Origin of the sequence: Mesorhizobium sp. M0040 (genome assembly GCF_040323505.1) — a bacterium.
Classification (GTDB): Bacteria; Pseudomonadota; Alphaproteobacteria; order Rhizobiales; family Rhizobiaceae; genus Mesorhizobium.
The window spans coordinates 134,215-148,994 of record NZ_JAMYVA010000009.1 but is presented as its reverse complement, the minus strand read 5'-3'; the positions used below and the strand labels follow the sequence as shown (position 1 = coordinate 148,994).

Annotated in this window: 15 protein-coding genes; 13 read left to right on the top strand and 2 right to left on the bottom strand. The window is 61.3% G+C overall.

Annotation, left to right across the window (positions count from 1 at the left end; genetic code table 11):
* Positions 1–152: 152 nt before the first annotated feature.
* The 4 genes from NKJ91_RS11130 (at position 153) to NKJ91_RS11115 (ending at position 3,679) form a co-directional block, all read left to right on the top strand.
* Positions 153–1,121 carry a helix-turn-helix domain-containing protein gene (locus NKJ91_RS11130; protein ID WP_352455634.1) on the top strand — a complete coding sequence of 323 codons (969 nt, stop codon included), beginning with the start codon at positions 153–155 and terminating at the stop codon, positions 1,119–1,121.
* Between the two features lie 145 nt (positions 1,122–1,266).
* On the top strand, positions 1,267–2,784 hold the full coding sequence (adh, locus tag NKJ91_RS11125; protein WP_352455572.1) for an aldehyde dehydrogenase: 1,518 nt from the start codon (positions 1,267–1,269) through the stop codon (positions 2,782–2,784).
* Between the two features lie 68 nt (positions 2,785–2,852).
* Entirely contained in the window at positions 2,853–3,185 is a 333-nt protein-coding gene (locus tag NKJ91_RS11120) for a DUF779 domain-containing protein (RefSeq protein WP_352455633.1), read from the top strand.
* 62 nt (positions 3,186–3,247) lie between these two features.
* Complete coding sequence (locus NKJ91_RS11115) at positions 3,248–3,679, top strand: potassium channel family protein (RefSeq protein ID WP_352455571.1); 432 nt, start codon at positions 3,248–3,250, stop codon at positions 3,677–3,679.
* A gap of 12 nt (positions 3,680–3,691) precedes the next feature.
* Here the strand turns inward: NKJ91_RS11115 and hemN are convergent, their stop codons facing one another.
* Positions 3,692–5,041, bottom strand: coding sequence for an oxygen-independent coproporphyrinogen III oxidase (hemN, locus tag NKJ91_RS11110; protein WP_352455570.1), 1,350 nt, complete (start codon positions 5,039–5,041; stop codon positions 3,692–3,694).
* A 155-nt stretch (positions 5,042–5,196) separates the two neighbouring features.
* Here hemN and NKJ91_RS11105 point away from each other — a divergent pair, with 155 nt between their 5' ends.
* On the top strand, positions 5,197–5,925 hold the full coding sequence (locus tag NKJ91_RS11105; RefSeq protein WP_352455569.1) for a Crp/Fnr family transcriptional regulator: 729 nt from the start codon (positions 5,197–5,199) through the stop codon (positions 5,923–5,925).
* On the opposite strand, the gene NKJ91_RS11100 is transcribed toward NKJ91_RS11105, so the two are convergent.
* Complete coding sequence (locus NKJ91_RS11100) at positions 5,922–6,338, bottom strand: hemerythrin domain-containing protein (protein WP_352455632.1); 417 nt, start codon at positions 6,336–6,338, stop codon at positions 5,922–5,924. The two genes, NKJ91_RS11105 and NKJ91_RS11100, sit on opposite strands and share 4 nt — an antisense overlap.
* Positions 6,339–6,590: 252 nt before the next feature.
* Here NKJ91_RS11100 and ccoN point away from each other — a divergent pair, with 252 nt between their 5' ends.
* From ccoN to ccoS, 8 genes are all read left to right on the top strand, one after another.
* Positions 6,591–8,201 (top strand): cytochrome-c oxidase, cbb3-type subunit I, encoded by a 1,611-nt coding sequence (ccoN, locus tag NKJ91_RS11095; protein WP_352455568.1) that lies wholly within the window; start codon positions 6,591–6,593, stop codon positions 8,199–8,201.
* Between the two features lie 11 nt (positions 8,202–8,212).
* Positions 8,213–8,944, top strand: a complete 732-nt coding sequence (gene ccoO / locus NKJ91_RS11090; protein ID WP_352455567.1) for a cytochrome-c oxidase, cbb3-type subunit II — start codon at positions 8,213–8,215, stop codon at positions 8,942–8,944.
* 12 nt (positions 8,945–8,956) lie between these two features.
* Positions 8,957–9,106, top strand: a complete 150-nt coding sequence (locus NKJ91_RS11085; RefSeq protein WP_352455566.1) for a cbb3-type cytochrome c oxidase subunit 3 — start codon at positions 8,957–8,959, stop codon at positions 9,104–9,106.
* A 2-nt stretch (positions 9,107–9,108) separates the two neighbouring features.
* Complete coding sequence (gene ccoP / locus NKJ91_RS11080; protein WP_352455565.1) at positions 9,109–9,972, top strand: cytochrome-c oxidase, cbb3-type subunit III; 864 nt, start codon at positions 9,109–9,111, stop codon at positions 9,970–9,972.
* A gap of 217 nt (positions 9,973–10,189) precedes the next feature.
* Entirely contained in the window at positions 10,190–11,749 is a 1,560-nt protein-coding gene (ccoG, locus tag NKJ91_RS11075) for a cytochrome c oxidase accessory protein CcoG (RefSeq protein ID WP_352455564.1), read from the top strand.
* Entirely contained in the window at positions 11,746–12,243 is a 498-nt protein-coding gene (locus NKJ91_RS11070; RefSeq protein WP_352455563.1) for a FixH family protein, read from the top strand. Before ccoG ends, NKJ91_RS11070 begins: the two co-directional genes overlap by 4 nt.
* Positions 12,240–14,528 carry a heavy metal translocating P-type ATPase gene (locus NKJ91_RS11065; protein WP_352455562.1) on the top strand — a complete coding sequence of 763 codons (2,289 nt, stop codon included), beginning with the start codon at positions 12,240–12,242 and terminating at the stop codon, positions 14,526–14,528. The genes NKJ91_RS11070 and NKJ91_RS11065 overlap by 4 nt, the downstream gene beginning before the upstream one ends.
* Complete coding sequence (gene ccoS / locus NKJ91_RS11060; RefSeq protein ID WP_352455561.1) at positions 14,525–14,680, top strand: cbb3-type cytochrome oxidase assembly protein CcoS; 156 nt, start codon at positions 14,525–14,527, stop codon at positions 14,678–14,680. Before NKJ91_RS11065 ends, ccoS begins: the two co-directional genes overlap by 4 nt.
* The last annotated feature ends 100 nt before the right edge of the window (positions 14,681–14,780 follow it).

The following is a 14,780-nucleotide window of genomic DNA, read 5'->3' as shown; positions in this document are numbered from 1 at the left end:
CAGGAAAACATAGCGGATGTCTGGTTCTTCTGTCGAATTGACAGTGCGGTGATCGAAAGCGGAACTTGGCAGGACACCAGCGTTAGCTTGCCTTGAAGCAGCCGTGGTCTAGTAGCCGACAGGAAGAGAGCTGGGGTTCTGGGAGGACAAGCATGGGTGAGGATCTATCCGGTCATCACGCCGACCGCGTTCAGGCCGCGATCGCTTCGGACGCGGCGGCGAAGTCCGCGCTGGTCGCTTCCTGGCGACGGTCTTCCAGTCTGCACCGGCTCGATCCGGCCGATTGCAGCCCCCCACGCTATCTGACAGAGGCGGAATTGGGAGAGGCCCGGCAACGCATCGGGCCGCTCGTCCGGGTTGCTCAATCAAGCCTGGACCGGCTCTATCTTGCGGTGGGCGGCGTTGGATGCTGCGTCCTGCTCGCCGATCGCGACGGCGTGCCGGTCGAACGGCGCGGCGCGCCTGTGGACGACGAGACGTTTCGTTCCTGGGGGTTATGGACAGGGTCCGTCTGGAACGAGGAGAGCGAGGGCACCAACGGTATCGGCACCTGTCTGGTGGAACAGCGCGTCCTGACGATCCACCGTGATCAGCATTTTCACACGCGCAACACCGTGCTGAGCTGCACCACGGCTCCGATTTATGATCACCGTGGAGACCTTGCGGCTGCCCTTGACGTGTCTTCCTGCCGGGCTGATCTGACCGAGGTCTTCTCCAACCTTATTTCCATGGCCGTCGTCGACGCGGCGCGTCGGATCGAGGCCGAGAACTTCAAAATGGCATTCCCCAAGGCGCGCATTCTGCTGGCGCCGGTGCCCGACAGGGGTTCCGGCGCGTTGATCGCGGTTGATGCGGACGACCTTGTGGTCGGCGCGACCCGTTCGGCTCGCCTGGCGCTTGGAATTACGCAACAGTGTCTCGACAAGCCGATGCCTGCGGCCGATCTGCTCGGTTGGGCCGAGAGCCGCCCCGAAGTCCTCGCCGAGGCGGAGCGCGGCGTTCTGCAGCGGGCGCTGGCGCGGGCAGACGGAAATGTCTCGGCCGCGGCCCATGCGCTCGGCATCAGTCGCGCCACGCTTCACCGCAAACTCAACCGCCTGGACGTCCACAGGTCCCACTGACTTTTGAAACGTCGCATGACTGTCGCAATTCTGCGACACACCCGCCCGCCCACTGTCCCCGGCGCATTGGCAATAGCGGTGGGAGATCGCAAGTGTCTTCCCGAAGCGTCGCATTCCGCGGCGCCAGCTTTGCGGAGGAAGACACATGAACAAGGTAGAATTCTCACGCCCGGTCAAGGCGCCCTTCGATAAGCGCTACGGCAATTTCATCGGCGGCAAATGGGCCGAACCGCGTTCGGGCCGTTACTTCGAGAACTTCTCGCCGATAAATGGTCAGCTGCTCTGCGAGGTGGCGCGCTCGGATGCCCAGGACATCGAGGCGGCTTTAGACGCTGCCCATGCCGCCAAGGACGCCTGGGGGCGCACCAGCGTGGCCGAGCGCTCACTCATCCTCAATCGCATCGCCGATCGCATGGAGGAAAACCTCGATCTCCTCGCATGCGCCGAAACCTGGGACAACGGCAAACCGATCCGCGAAACGACCGCCGCCGACCTGCCTTTGGCCATCGACCATTTCCGCTATTTCGCTGGCGCCTTGCGTGGCCAGGAAGGCAGCCTTTCGCAGATCGACGACGATACCGTCGCCTATCATTTCCATGAGCCGCTCGGGGTGGTTGGCCAGATCATCCCGTGGAACTTCCCGCTGCTGATGGCCTGCTGGAAACTTGCTCCCGCGCTTGCCGCCGGAAACTGCGTCGTGCTGAAGCCTGCCGAGCAGACCCCGGCTGCCATCTTGCTGTGGGCCGATCTTATCGGCGATCTGCTGCCGCCCGGTGTGCTCAACATTGTCAACGGCTTCGGCCTCGAAGCCGGTAAGCCGCTCGCGTCGTCGCCGCGCATTGCCAAAATCGCCTTTACCGGAGAAACGACGACCGGCCGGCTGATCATGCAGTATGCCAGCCAGAACCTGATCCCCGTCACCCTGGAACTGGGCGGCAAGTCGCCCAACATCTTCTTCAAGGACGTTGTCGCCGAAGACGACGATTTCTTCGACAAGGCGATCGAAGGCTTCGTCATGTTCGCGCTGAATCAGGGCGAAGTCTGCACCTGCCCGAGCCGCGCGCTCATTCATGAATCGATCTACGACAGGTTCATGGAACGTGCGCTGAAGCGTGTCGAGGCGATCGTGCAGGGCGATCCGCTCGACCCGGCAACGATGATCGGTGCCCAGGCATCATCCGAGCAGTTGGAAAAGATCCTGTCCTACATCGACATCGGCCGCCAGGAAGGCGCCGAGTTGCTGACCGGTGGCGAGCGCAACGTCCTGCCCGGCGATCTCGCCGGCGGCTACTACGTGAAGCCGACGGTGTTCAAGGGCCACAACAAGATGCGCATCTTCCAGGAAGAGATCTTCGGACCGGTGGTCTCGGTCACGACCTTCAAGGACGACGACGAAGCGCTCAGCATAGCCAACGATACGCTCTACGGCCTCGGCGCCGGTATCTGGACACGCGACAGCAACCGCGCCTACCGGTTCGGCCGCGCGATCCAGGCGGGCCGCGTCTGGACCAACTGCTACCACGCCTATCCCGCGCATGCGGCCTTCGGCGGCTACAAGCAGTCCGGCATCGGCCGCGAGACGCACAAGATGATGCTCGACCACTACCAGCAGACCAAAAACATGCTGGTCAGCTACAGCCCGAAAAAGCTCGGCTTCTTCTGATCGCCGCTTTGACCCACAGGCGCGGCTCCGCGAGGGGCCGCGCCAAAGGCTGGAAATCGGAAGACATGATGCGAGCGAAGGTCACAGCGACACCGGCAGCCCTCGAACTGATCGCCGAGATTGTCGCCGAGCACGGTCCGGTGCTGTTTCATCAATCCGGCGGCTGCTGCGACGGCTCTTCGCCGATGTGCTATCCGCGTATCGGCTTCATCGTGGGCGACCAGGACGTGCTGCTCGGCCACATCGGCGACGCGCCGTTCTACATCGGTGCGTCGCAATTCGAGGCTTGGAAACATACCGATCTCATCATCGACGTGGTGCCGGGTCGCGGTGGCATGTTCTCGCTGGATAACGGGCGGGAGAAGCGGTTCCTGACCCGGTCGACAATCTGCACCGCATAGGCGAAACCTGCCGGTTTGATTTCGAGCAAGGAAGGCACCGCAGCAATCTCTACCTTCCGAAGATGATCCTCAATCTGCTCATCGGCACCGTCGTCATTAGCCTTACGGTCCTGGTTCACACCTTTGGTCTGATCGTGGTCACACATGTGATGGGTCACCTGGTCGCCCGGTTTCGCATGCACGGGCGCCGCAGCCGCATCGTTGCGATGATCAGCGTGGTGATGGGGCTCTTTGCCATCATGACCGCAGAGGTGTGGCTCTGGGCAGGACTATACCGGCTGCTCGATATCTTTGCTGACTTCGAAACCGCGCTGTACTTTTCCACCATCACCTTCTCGACCGTCGGCTACGGCGACATTGTGCCCGCTCACGCATGGCGCGTCCTCGCGGCTCTAGAGGGCGTGAACGGATTTCTTCTGATTGGCTGGTCGACCGCCTATCTGATCGCGGCCGGCACCCGCATTGGCCCATTCAAGGCCGGCGAGCATTTCTGAACGGGCGATCGTTCAGACCGCTACGGAATGCCTGGCTGTACCGGTTTCGAAATATTTATCGAACTTCGCCGCGATGCTTCTGACAAAGGGCCGGCTTTCCGCCGGCACGACGAAGAGGTCACCATCAAGTTCAAGCAGCCGCGCAGGACCATGAAGAGCCGTGGAACTCGCCTTGAGGAGAAGTCTTTGGCCGGCTTCGCCAAAGCGCTCCACCAGCTCAATCGCCGAGAAGGCGAAGTCACACATCAATCGCTCGATGATCCAGCCGCGAACACGGTCGTCGTCGGAAAGCGCGATACCCCGAACAGCGGCCAGCCCGCCATCAGCAACCATGCGTCCATACTCGGCGGTCGAAGGCATGTTCTGTGCATAGCCCTGGCGAAACTGGCTGATGGATGACGGGCCAAGGCCGATCAAGGTCTCGCAGCGATCCTCGGTATAGCCCTGGAAGTTCCGGTGCAGTGTTCCGGCGCGGGCGGCAAGCGCGAGGGCATCGCCCGGTTTGGCGAAATGGTCGAGCCCGATTGCTTCGTATCCCTGGTCCACGATCGCCCGCGCCGCAAGTTGCGATTGAGCAAACCGCTCTGCCGGACCCGGCAGCCATGCCTCGTCGATCATCGTCTGATGTTTCTTGAACCACGGCACATGGGCGTAGCCAAAAAGCGCTATCCGGTCCGGTTCCAGGGTCAGTGCCTGCGCGACGGTGGAGGAGACACTCTCCCTGGTCTGGTGTGGCAAGCCGTAGAGCAGGTCCAGATTGACCGATTCGACGCCGCGCGAACGAACGCCGTCGACTACCGCTTTGGTCTGCAAAAAGCTCTGCTCGCGGTTAATTGCCTTTTGCACCTTCGGGTCAAAATCCTGGACGCCGAGGCTCGCACGGGTCATGCCGATTTCGGCGAGTGCGTCGAGGCGGGCATCGTCCATATCATTGGGTTCGATTTCGACGCTGATCTTGGCGCCGGGAAGAAAGGTCAAGCTGTTGCGCAGGGCGGTTCCCAGCGCCACCAGATCCTCCGGTTTGAGCATCGTTGGCGAACCGCCGCCGAAATGGACGGCACGCACGCGGCCCTTGCCTGCGACAAGACCGGCGACGGTGGCGATCTCGGCATGCAGTGAGCGAAGATATGTGGTCACCGGTTCGTAGTGGCGTGTCTGCTTGGTATGGCAGGCACAGAACCAGCAAAGCTTGTCGCAGTACGGGATGTGCAGATAGAGCGATATCTCGTGGCCCTCGTCGAGCGCCTGCAGCCAGCCCCGACAAACGGCAGCATCGACGCTTGCATTGAAATGCGGCGCTGTCGGGTAGCTCGTATAGCGCGGCACGTTCTCACCAAGTCTGGCAACTAATTCTGGCCGCACGTCTCTATCCGCTCCACTTTGCATGGCCCGACGTTGACCACATTACTGGCCGGCAGCCTTGATTTCGGTCAAAGTCCGCGGTGGACAAACTGCCGCAAGGATTTTCCTGCCGCCGATGCTATCTTGCCGGCACTTTGGGTCCTCGGACGATCATGATGACAGTGCGTCAGGATATTCACAGCGCCGGCATTCCAGTGCTTTGCCGATCATGCGAAGCGCGCCACCATGGCGTCTGCGGCGCGCTCGATCCCGATCAACTGGTGGGCCTCGCCAAGACCTCATCGAAGCATACCGTTGAACCGGGCGCAGAACTGATTGGTGACACCGAGACCGTCGACCGTTATTCGAACGTGCTTTCCGGCGTGGTGAAGCTCACAAAGAGCCTGTCGGACGGACGCCAGCAGATTGTCGGCCTCCAGTTCGCCCCCGATTTCCTGGGCAGGCCCTTCAAGCTGGAAAGCGCGATCAACGCCGAAGCCGCAACGACCGTTTCCCTGTGTTCGTTTCCAAAAGCCGCCATCGAACGCATGATGAAGGAATCGCCACAGCTAGAGCATCGTCTCTTCAAGCAGACGCTCAATGAACTAGACGAAGCACGAGACTGGATGGTGACGCTGGGGCGCAAGAGTGCTGCGGAAAAGGTGGCGAGCTTTCTCCTGATGATCGCCAGGAACATCGATCCCACGCTTGCCCCGGCGGCCCAGTCGACAAGCTTTGACCTACCGCTGACGCGCGCCGACATCGCCGATTTTCTCGGCTTGACGATCGAGACGGTCAGCCGCCAACTGACCAGGCTGAGAACAGACAGCGTAATCCGGATCGACAACAACCGGCACGTGACGGTGGAGAACATGAGCCGGCTGCAGCGACGGTCCGGCGCCTAACCGGCATCGACGACCCCGATCATCGGCAAGACGTGCTCGCGTTCGAAGGCGATATGCCGGCGCAAGCTTTCGAATAAGCCGCGCAGCATGAAGCCGACAGCCTCGCCATTCTCGACTGTCTCGCCATGGCCGATCGCCAGCAGGATTTCAGTCACCTCGCCGGCAAAGCATTCGTCCTCGACGTGTTCTGCGCGCAATCGACGAGTTGAAGCAAGGTTGGCATCGCTGCCAGTCAAAGCAGCCTCGTAGGCCGGAAAGATAACCGTCTCCTCGTATTGGTGAATGTTGCGCAACAGCGGAACGATCGCGTTGGCCACGCCAATACAGGTCAGGCGATCTGCGGCCGGTAACGTATCGGCGATCTTTTCCAAGGCGTCACAGAGCCGCAGCTTTTCCCCATGGGCACGTTTCATCACAGCGCCAGGGAGGAACTCTCGATCGAACCGTGCGACCGGCATGGAAATCTCGCGGCGGGCTTCAAACAGCGACGATTTCCGCTCGTTCTCCCCGTCCAATGAAAGCCTCCTGATAGTTTGCGAGTTGGAAGCTGCCCAATCCAAAAGCAAATGGCTTTGACATGGATCAAGGCAGCGACGACGCGACTGCTGAATTGGTGTCAAGCGGATTGGTATCCGCGCATCCCAATCCGAGGTCGGGGACAGGTCATGAAGTTCGGCACGCAAATCTTCGCCTTGGGCCTGTTCACATTTGCGGCCCTTGTGGCAGCCGGGTTCGGTGTGGACGAGCCATTCCGGCAGCATATGTGGGTACTGTTTTTTGTGCTGCTCGGCTTTGTCGCCATCCTCATCCGCAACACGAATTTCGAAGTGGCTGCTCCGATCGACCCGTCCGCCTATATGGATGGGCCAATCCGCTATGGCGCCATCGCCACCATGTTCTGGGGTGTCGTCGGTATGCTGGTCGGCGTCGTCATTGCGCTGCAGCTTGCCTACCCCGATCTCAACATTCAGCCCTGGTTTAACTTCGGCCGTTTACGGCCATTGCATACGTCGGGCGTCGTCTTCGCCTTCGGCGGCAATGCGCTGCTCTGCACGTCCCTGTATGTCGTCCAGCGCACCTGCCGCGCTCGGCTGTTCGGCGGCGATCTCGGTTGGTTCGTGTTTTGGGGCTACCAGCTCTTCGTCGTCATGGCGGCGACCGGCTATCTGCTGGGCATCACCGAGAGCCGCGAATACGCCGAACCCGAATGGTATGTGGACATCTGGCTGACCATCGTCTGGGTCGCCTATCTCATCCTGTTCCTCGGCACGATCCTGAAGCGCAAGGAGCCGCATATCTACGTCGCCAACTGGTTTTACCTGTCCTTCATCGTCACCATCGCGATGCTGCATGTGGTCAACAACCTGTCGATGCCGGCCTCATTCCTGGGTTCCAAGAGCTACTCCGCCTTTTCCGGCGTCCAGGACGCCCTGACGCAATGGTGGTACGGCCACAACGCCGTCGGCTTTTTCCTCACCGCCGGCTTCCTCGGCATGATGTATTACTTCGTGCCCAAGCAGGCGAACCGGCCGGTCTATTCCTACCGGCTGTCGATCGTCCATTTTTGGGCGATCATCTTTCTATACATCTGGGCCGGCCCCCATCACCTGCACTACACCGCCCTGCCCGACTGGGCGCAGACACTCGGCATGGTGTTCTCGATCATGCTGTGGATGCCGTCATGGGGCGGCATGATCAACGGCCTGATGACGCTGTCGGGCGCCTGGGACAAGCTGCGCACCGATCCGATCATCCGCATGATGGTGATGGCCATCGCCTTCTACGGCATGTCGACCTTTGAAGGTCCGATGATGTCGATCAAGACGGTCAATTCGCTGTCGCACTATACCGACTGGACCATCGGGCACGTCCATTCGGGCGCACTCGGCTGGGTCGGCATGATCTCGTTCGGCGCGATCTATTACATGGTGCCGAAGCTTTGGAACCGCCAACGTCTCTATTCGCTGCGGCTCGTCACCTGGCACTTCTGGCTGGCGACGCTCGGCATCGTCGTCTACGCGGCCGTCATGTGGGTGTCCGGCATCATGCAGGGCCTGATGTGGCGCGAATACGACGAGCAGGGCTTCCTGGTCTACTCCTTTGCCGAAACCGTGGCCGCCATGCACCCCTACTATGTCATGCGCGCCATCGGCGGGGCCATGTACCTCTCCGGCGCCCTGATCATGGCCTGGAACATCGCCATGACCATCCTCGGCTACCAGCGCGAGGAAGAGCCGATGCCGGGCTCCCTGCCCGTCCTGCAGCCTGCCGAATAAGGAGCCAGACAATGGGCTTAATGGACAAACACGCGCTCATTGAGAAGAACGCCACGCTTCTTCTCATCGGCTCTCTTCTTGTGGTGACTGTCGGCGGCATCGTCGAGATCGCACCGCTCTTCTATCTCGACAACACGATCGAGAAGGTCGAGGGCATGCGCCCTTACTCGCCGCTCGAACTTGTCGGGCGCAACATCTATGTGCGCGAGGGTTGCTACCTCTGCCATAGCCAGATGATCAGACCGTTCCGCGACGAGGTCGAGCGCTATGGTCACTACAGTCTGGCGGCCGAGTCGATGTACGATCATCCTTTCCAATGGGGATCGAAGCGCACCGGACCGGACCTCGCCAGGGTTGGCGACCGCTATTCCAATCAATGGCATGTCGAGCACCTTACGGATCCTCGTTCGGTGGTGCCTGAATCAATCATGCCGAGCTATGCGTTCCTGAAAGACACGCCGATCGAGGTGAAGGATTTCTCGACGCATCTGGTCGCCAACAGCCGTGTCGGTGTCCCCTACGGCGACGACATGATCGCACACGCCAACGCCGACTTGATGGCGCAGGCTGATCCCAACGCCGACACATCCGGCCTCGAGGCCCGCTACCCCAGAGCCAAGATCGGCGACTTCGACGGCAACCCGCAACGGGTCACCGAGATGGATGCCCTCGTCGCCTATCTCCAGATGCTCGGCACACTGGTCGACTTCAAGAACTACGACGAAGCCGCCGGCTATCGCTGAGGAGTTTTATTTATGGATTACAGTGTGATGCGAGAGTTTGCCGACAGCTGGGGCCTGGTCGCCATGGCGCTTTTCTTTGTCGGCGCAATTGCCTTCGCCCTGCGCCCCGGCAGCCGCAAGCTGGCCGACGAAGCTGCCCGGATTCCCCTTGAGGACGAGTGATCATGAGCGACGAGCACATCGATGAAATCTCTGGCATTTCGACCACCGGCCACGAATGGGATGGCATTCGGGAGCTGAACAACCCGCTTCCGCGCTGGTGGGTCGTAACCTTCTACGCCACCATTGTCTGGGCAATCGGATACACCATCGCCTATCCGGCATGGCCTTTGCTGCATTCGGCAACAACGGGCGTGCTCGGCTATTCGAGCCGCAACGAAGTCAAGAACGAGCTATCGGTGGCTGAAGCGGCGAAGGGCAAATATGTCGCGGCGATAGAATCGAAGAGTGTTTCGGAGATCGCGGCGGACGATGGTTTGCGCGAATTCGCGATCGCCGCTGGTGGCGCCGCGTTCAAGGTCAATTGCGTGCAATGTCATGGCTCCGGCGCCCAGGGCTCCAAGGGCTTCCCCAACCTCAATGACGACGACTGGCTGTGGGGCGGCAAGGCGGATCAGATCCAGCAGACGGTCACGCATGGTATCCGCTTCGCATCCGATCCGGATACGCGGCTTTCGGAAATGCCAGCTTTTGGCGACATTATCACTGCCGACCAGATCAAACAGGTCAGCGCCTATATTGCCGGCCTGTCCGAAACCGTCAGCCACGAATCTTTGGTGGCGCCCGGTGCCAAGGTTTTTGCGGAAAACTGCGTTGCTTGTCACGGCGACAACGCAAAGGGCAACAAGGAGCTCGGCGCTCCTGATCTAACCGATGCCATCTGGCTCTACGGATCGGGCGAAACGGCCATTGCCGCCCAGGTCACAGCGCCGAAACAAGGCGTGATGCCGGCCTGGGGGGCGCGCCTGGGCGAAACCAGGATCAAGGAGCTGGCGGTCTACGTGCATTCGCTAGGCGGTGGAGAATAGGTACGGGGGCCTATTCTCCGGCCCTCACCGCCGAAGCGACGAGGCCCGGCTCTGCCGGGGCTCGATTTGTTTTCCGTGGGCCAGGCGATTGACCTGCATCAACGCGGCGCAATCCAGTCGGCAGCAAAATCCGCTCGACGCTGTATTTCGCTGACCTGCCTGTGCCCAGTCAGAACATTTGCCCGGCGAAATCAAAGCTGCGCGACGGGAGAAACCAGTGCTGGACAATACGCAGGTAGAACGGCTCGAAGCCGAGGCGGTCAACTCGGCCAAAGTGCGACAGCCGATGTATGCCGCGCGCAAGAAGATCTTCCCGAAGCGGGCCTCGGGCAGCTTTCGCCGATTCAAATGGCTGGCAATGGCGGTCACGCTTGGTATCTACTATCTGACACCTTGGCTGCGGTGGGACCGCGGCCCGTTTGCCCCTGACCAGGCCGTGCTGCTCGATGTCGCCAACCGGCGTTTCTACTTCTTCTTCATCGAGATATGGCCGCAGGAATTCTACTATGTGGCCGGCCTTCTGGTCATGGCCGGCGTCGGTCTTTTCCTGGTTACGTCGACTGTCGGTCGTGCCTGGTGCGGCTATACGTGTCCGCAGACCGTGTGGGTCGATCTGTTCCTAGTCGTCGAGCGAGCTATCGAGGGCGACCGCAACGCGCGCATGAAGCTCGATGCCGGGCCTTGGACCGCCCGCAAGCTCGCGCTGAGAATGTCGAAACACGCCATCTGGCTGATCATAGGTGCAGCGACCGGCGGCGCCTGGATCTTCTATTTCGCCGATGCGCCGACCTTGCTCGTCGAACTCTTCACCGGCACGGCAGCGCCTGTCGCCTACATCACCGTCGCTGTGCTCACAGCGACGACCTATACGTTCGGCGGGCTGATGCGCGAGCAGGTCTGCACCTATATGTGCCCATGGCCGCGCATCCAGGCGGCCATGCTCGACGAAAGTTCGCTCACCGTCACGTACAATGACTGGCGCGGCGAACCGCGCACGCGTCACACCAAGAAGGTCCAGGCCGCCGGACAGTCAGTCGGCGATTGCGTCGACTGTAACGCCTGCGTGGCTGTCTGCCCGATGGGGATCGACATTCGCGATGGCCAGCAGCTCGAATGCATCACCTGTGCGCTCTGCATCGACGCCTGCGACGGCGTCATGGACAAGCTCGGCAAGGAGCGCGGCTTGATCTCCTACGCGACACTCTCCGACTACAATGCCAACATGATGCTGGCGACCGCGGGCGGCGCCTGTTCGGTCAATCCGTCATCGGTCAGGACCGCTGACGGCCTGTTTTCGGACAGGGTGGCGCATTTCCATGTCCGCAAGATCTTTCGGCCACGCACCTATGTCTACATGGCCATGTGGTCGCTGATCGGCCTGGGTCTGCTCTTTTCGCTGCTGACGCGCGACCGGCTCGAGATCAATGTTTTGCACGACCGCAATCCACAATTCGTGACGCTGTCCGACGGCTCGATCCGCAATGGCTATACCGTCAAGCTGCTGAACATGATCCCCGAACCAAGAACGATTATCGTCACCATTGGAGGCTTGCCAGGCGCAGAGATGAGCATCGTCGGTGTCGACCTCCCCGCCGATCGCTCTTTTGCGATCCCGGTCGAACCCGACCGGCTGAAGATGTTGAAGGTTTTCGTGCGCCTGCCTGCTGATCAGATCCATGGCGTAGCGCAGACCTTCACACTCCGGGTCGAGGACAACGCGAGTTTCGAGTCCAGCGAATACACCGCCACCTTCAACGCACCGGAGACCGCCAGATGAGCGCCACCACGCGAAAATCCCGCGAATTCACCGGCAGGCACATGTTGGCTATCATCCTTGCCTTTTTCGGCGTGGTGATCACGGTCAACCTGACCATGGCGACGCTCGCCAACACAAGCTGGACCGGCCTTGTCGTCGAAAACACCTATGTGGCGAGCCAGCAATTCAACAGGAAGGCCGAGGAAGGGCGCGCGCAGGCAGCCCTCGGCTGGACCGGCAAGTTGACCATTGCATGGGGCGAAGTCCGCTATGGCGTCACCGACGACGCCGGCAAGGCGGTTCCCTTGCATGGCGTCAAAGTGCTGTTTCGCCATCCCGCTTACGAGAAAGAAGATGAGTCCATCACGCTCGCCGCCGCCTCGGGCCAGGAGTTTGCAGTGCAGCACATGCCAAGGGACGGTGTGTGGATCGTCGAAATCGACGCCGATGCCGGTCTGGCAAGGCCTTTCCGCGACGTGCGCAGGATCATGATCTCCGATGGAGCGCTGAAATGAGCTGCTGTGCACCGGGCGCGGAAATGGCGCTGGATCTGGGCAACGCTACATCCGACCTGCCGTCAAGCGAAGAGATCAAGCTGGCGAGCCGGTCGCTTGGCGATGGCCTTAGCCAGACCGATCTTTCAGTTCCGACGGTTCATTGCGCAGCCTGCATGCAGACAATCGAGACGGCGATGGCAAAACTCGATCACGTCGAGGCCGCTCGCGTCAACCTGTCAACGAAGCGGGTCTCGGTCCGGTGGCGCGGGGACGAGGCCCCACCATTCGTCGCCTTGCTGGGGCGGCTGGGTTACCAGGCGCATTTGTTCGAACCCGAGATTGGTGAAAAGGACAAAACGCTTTCGGAGCTTATCCGCGCCGTCGCTGTCGCCGGATTTGCGGCGGGCAACATCATGCTGCTGTCGGTTTCGGTCTGGTCCGGTGCCGAGGGCGCGACCCGCGACCTGTTCCACTGGGTCTCGGCACTGATCGCCATCCCCGCACTCGCCTTCGCCGGCGGCATCTTCTTCAAGTCGGCCTGGAATGCCTTGCGTCACGGCCGCATGAACATGGACGTGCCGATCGCGGTCGGCGTGTCGCTGGCCTATGCGATGAGCCTCTATGAGACGATCACCCATGGCGACCACGCCTATTTCGACGCGTCGGTGTCTCTGCTGTTCTTCCTGTTGATCGGCCGCACGCTGGATCACGTGATGCGCGCACGCGCCCGCACCGCCGTGAAAGGCCTGTCACAACTGGCCGCGCGTGGCGCCATGGTGCTGCGCGACGGTGGCGCACGCGACTATCTGCCGGTTGGCGAGATCGAACCGGGCATGCTGTTGCTGATAGCGGCCGGCGAAAGGATCCCCGTCGACGGCAAGATCACGCGTGGGACATCGGACGTCGACTGCTCGCTGGTTTCGGGAGAGAGCACGCCCAGAAGCGTGGCTCCAAACGATGCCGTCCAGGCCGGCGTGCTCAACCTTACCGGCCCGCTGACCATCGAGGCGACAGCCGCCGCGAAGGATTCGTTCCTGGCGGAAATGGTTCGGCTGATGGAAGCCGCCGAGGGCGGTCGCGCACATTACCGCCGCATCGCCGATCGCGTTTCAGCACTCTATGCTCCAGTTGTTCATCTCACCGCCTTCGTGACATTCCTTGGCTGGATGGCGGCAACCGGCGACTGGCATCGGGCGATAACCATCGCCATCGCCGTTTTGATTATCACATGTCCGTGCGCGCTCGGGCTCGCCGTGCCGATCGTCCAGGTGGTCGCCGCGCGGCGGCTGTTCGAGAACGGCATCATGGTCAAGGACGGTTCGGCCATGGAGCGCCTGGCAACGATTGATGCAGCGGTGTTCGACAAGACCGGCACGCTCACGCTCGGCCAGCCCCGTCTCGTCAATGCGGCCTCGATCGATCCGGCCATGCTGACGATTGCGGCCGACATGGCCGCGCATTCGCGTCATCCCTTTTCAAAGGCCATGGCCGGCCTTGCCGCTGGCGGCGGGCAGCACAAATTCGATGCCGTCACCGAGCATCCGGGGTTCGGTATCGAAGCAACTGACGTCGGAAGTATCTGGCGGCTGGGCAGACGCGGATGGGCTGGATGGAAGGCCCGCACCGGCGGCGAAGGCAAACATGGCTATGGCGGGACGGTCCTGACGAAAGACGGGATCGTTGTCGCGACCTTCAATTTCGAGGATGCGTTGCGTGCCGACGCCAGGGCGGCGATCGAGCGATTGAACGATGCCGGGATGTCGGTTCAGATGCTGTCGGGCGATAGCGCGGGCGCCTGCAGCGAAATCTCGAAAATGCTGGGTATCGGCGATTTCGTTCCGTGCCTGCTGCCGTCCGGCAAGGTCGAATGCATCGAAACCCTGGCGAAAGAGGGACACCGGGTTCTGATGGTTGGCGACGGCTTGAACGACACGCCTGCGCTGAGCGCGGCGCATGTTTCGTTCGCGCCGGCCACGGCCGCCGACATTGGCCGCAATGCGGCGGATTTCGTATTCCTGCGCGAAAGCCTTCTGGCAATCCCCCTCGCGCTGGACGTCTCGCGCAAGGCGGGAAGCTTGATTCGCCAGAACATCACGATCGCCATCGTCTACAATGCCGTCGCCGTGCCGATCGCGATCCTGGGGCACGTCACCCCTCTTATCGCTGCGATCGCGATGTCCGCGTCTTCCCTGCTTGTCATCGGAAATGCGCTGCGTCTGCGAGGTTCTATGCCAGATTCGCCGGCGAAAGATGTCCGGCGCGACAGGCTGTCCGACAGCAGCAAACTGGCCCAATCCTCATGACCACCCTTGCCTACCTCATCCCTGTCGCCCTGTTCCTTGGTGCGCTTGGCCTGGGGGGCTTCCTGTGGGCCTTGAGGAGTGGCCAGTACGAAGATCTTGACGGAGCTGCCGAGCGGATCCTTATCGATCGGGAAGACAGACTGGAGCGCTGATCCAGGGCCGAGGGCTGACAAACAGCGCCGGTGCAGCCAACCGCTCCCACCCCCTTCCCCACTGCGACTATGCCGCGCACGATTGCTGTTTCCGGGGTTG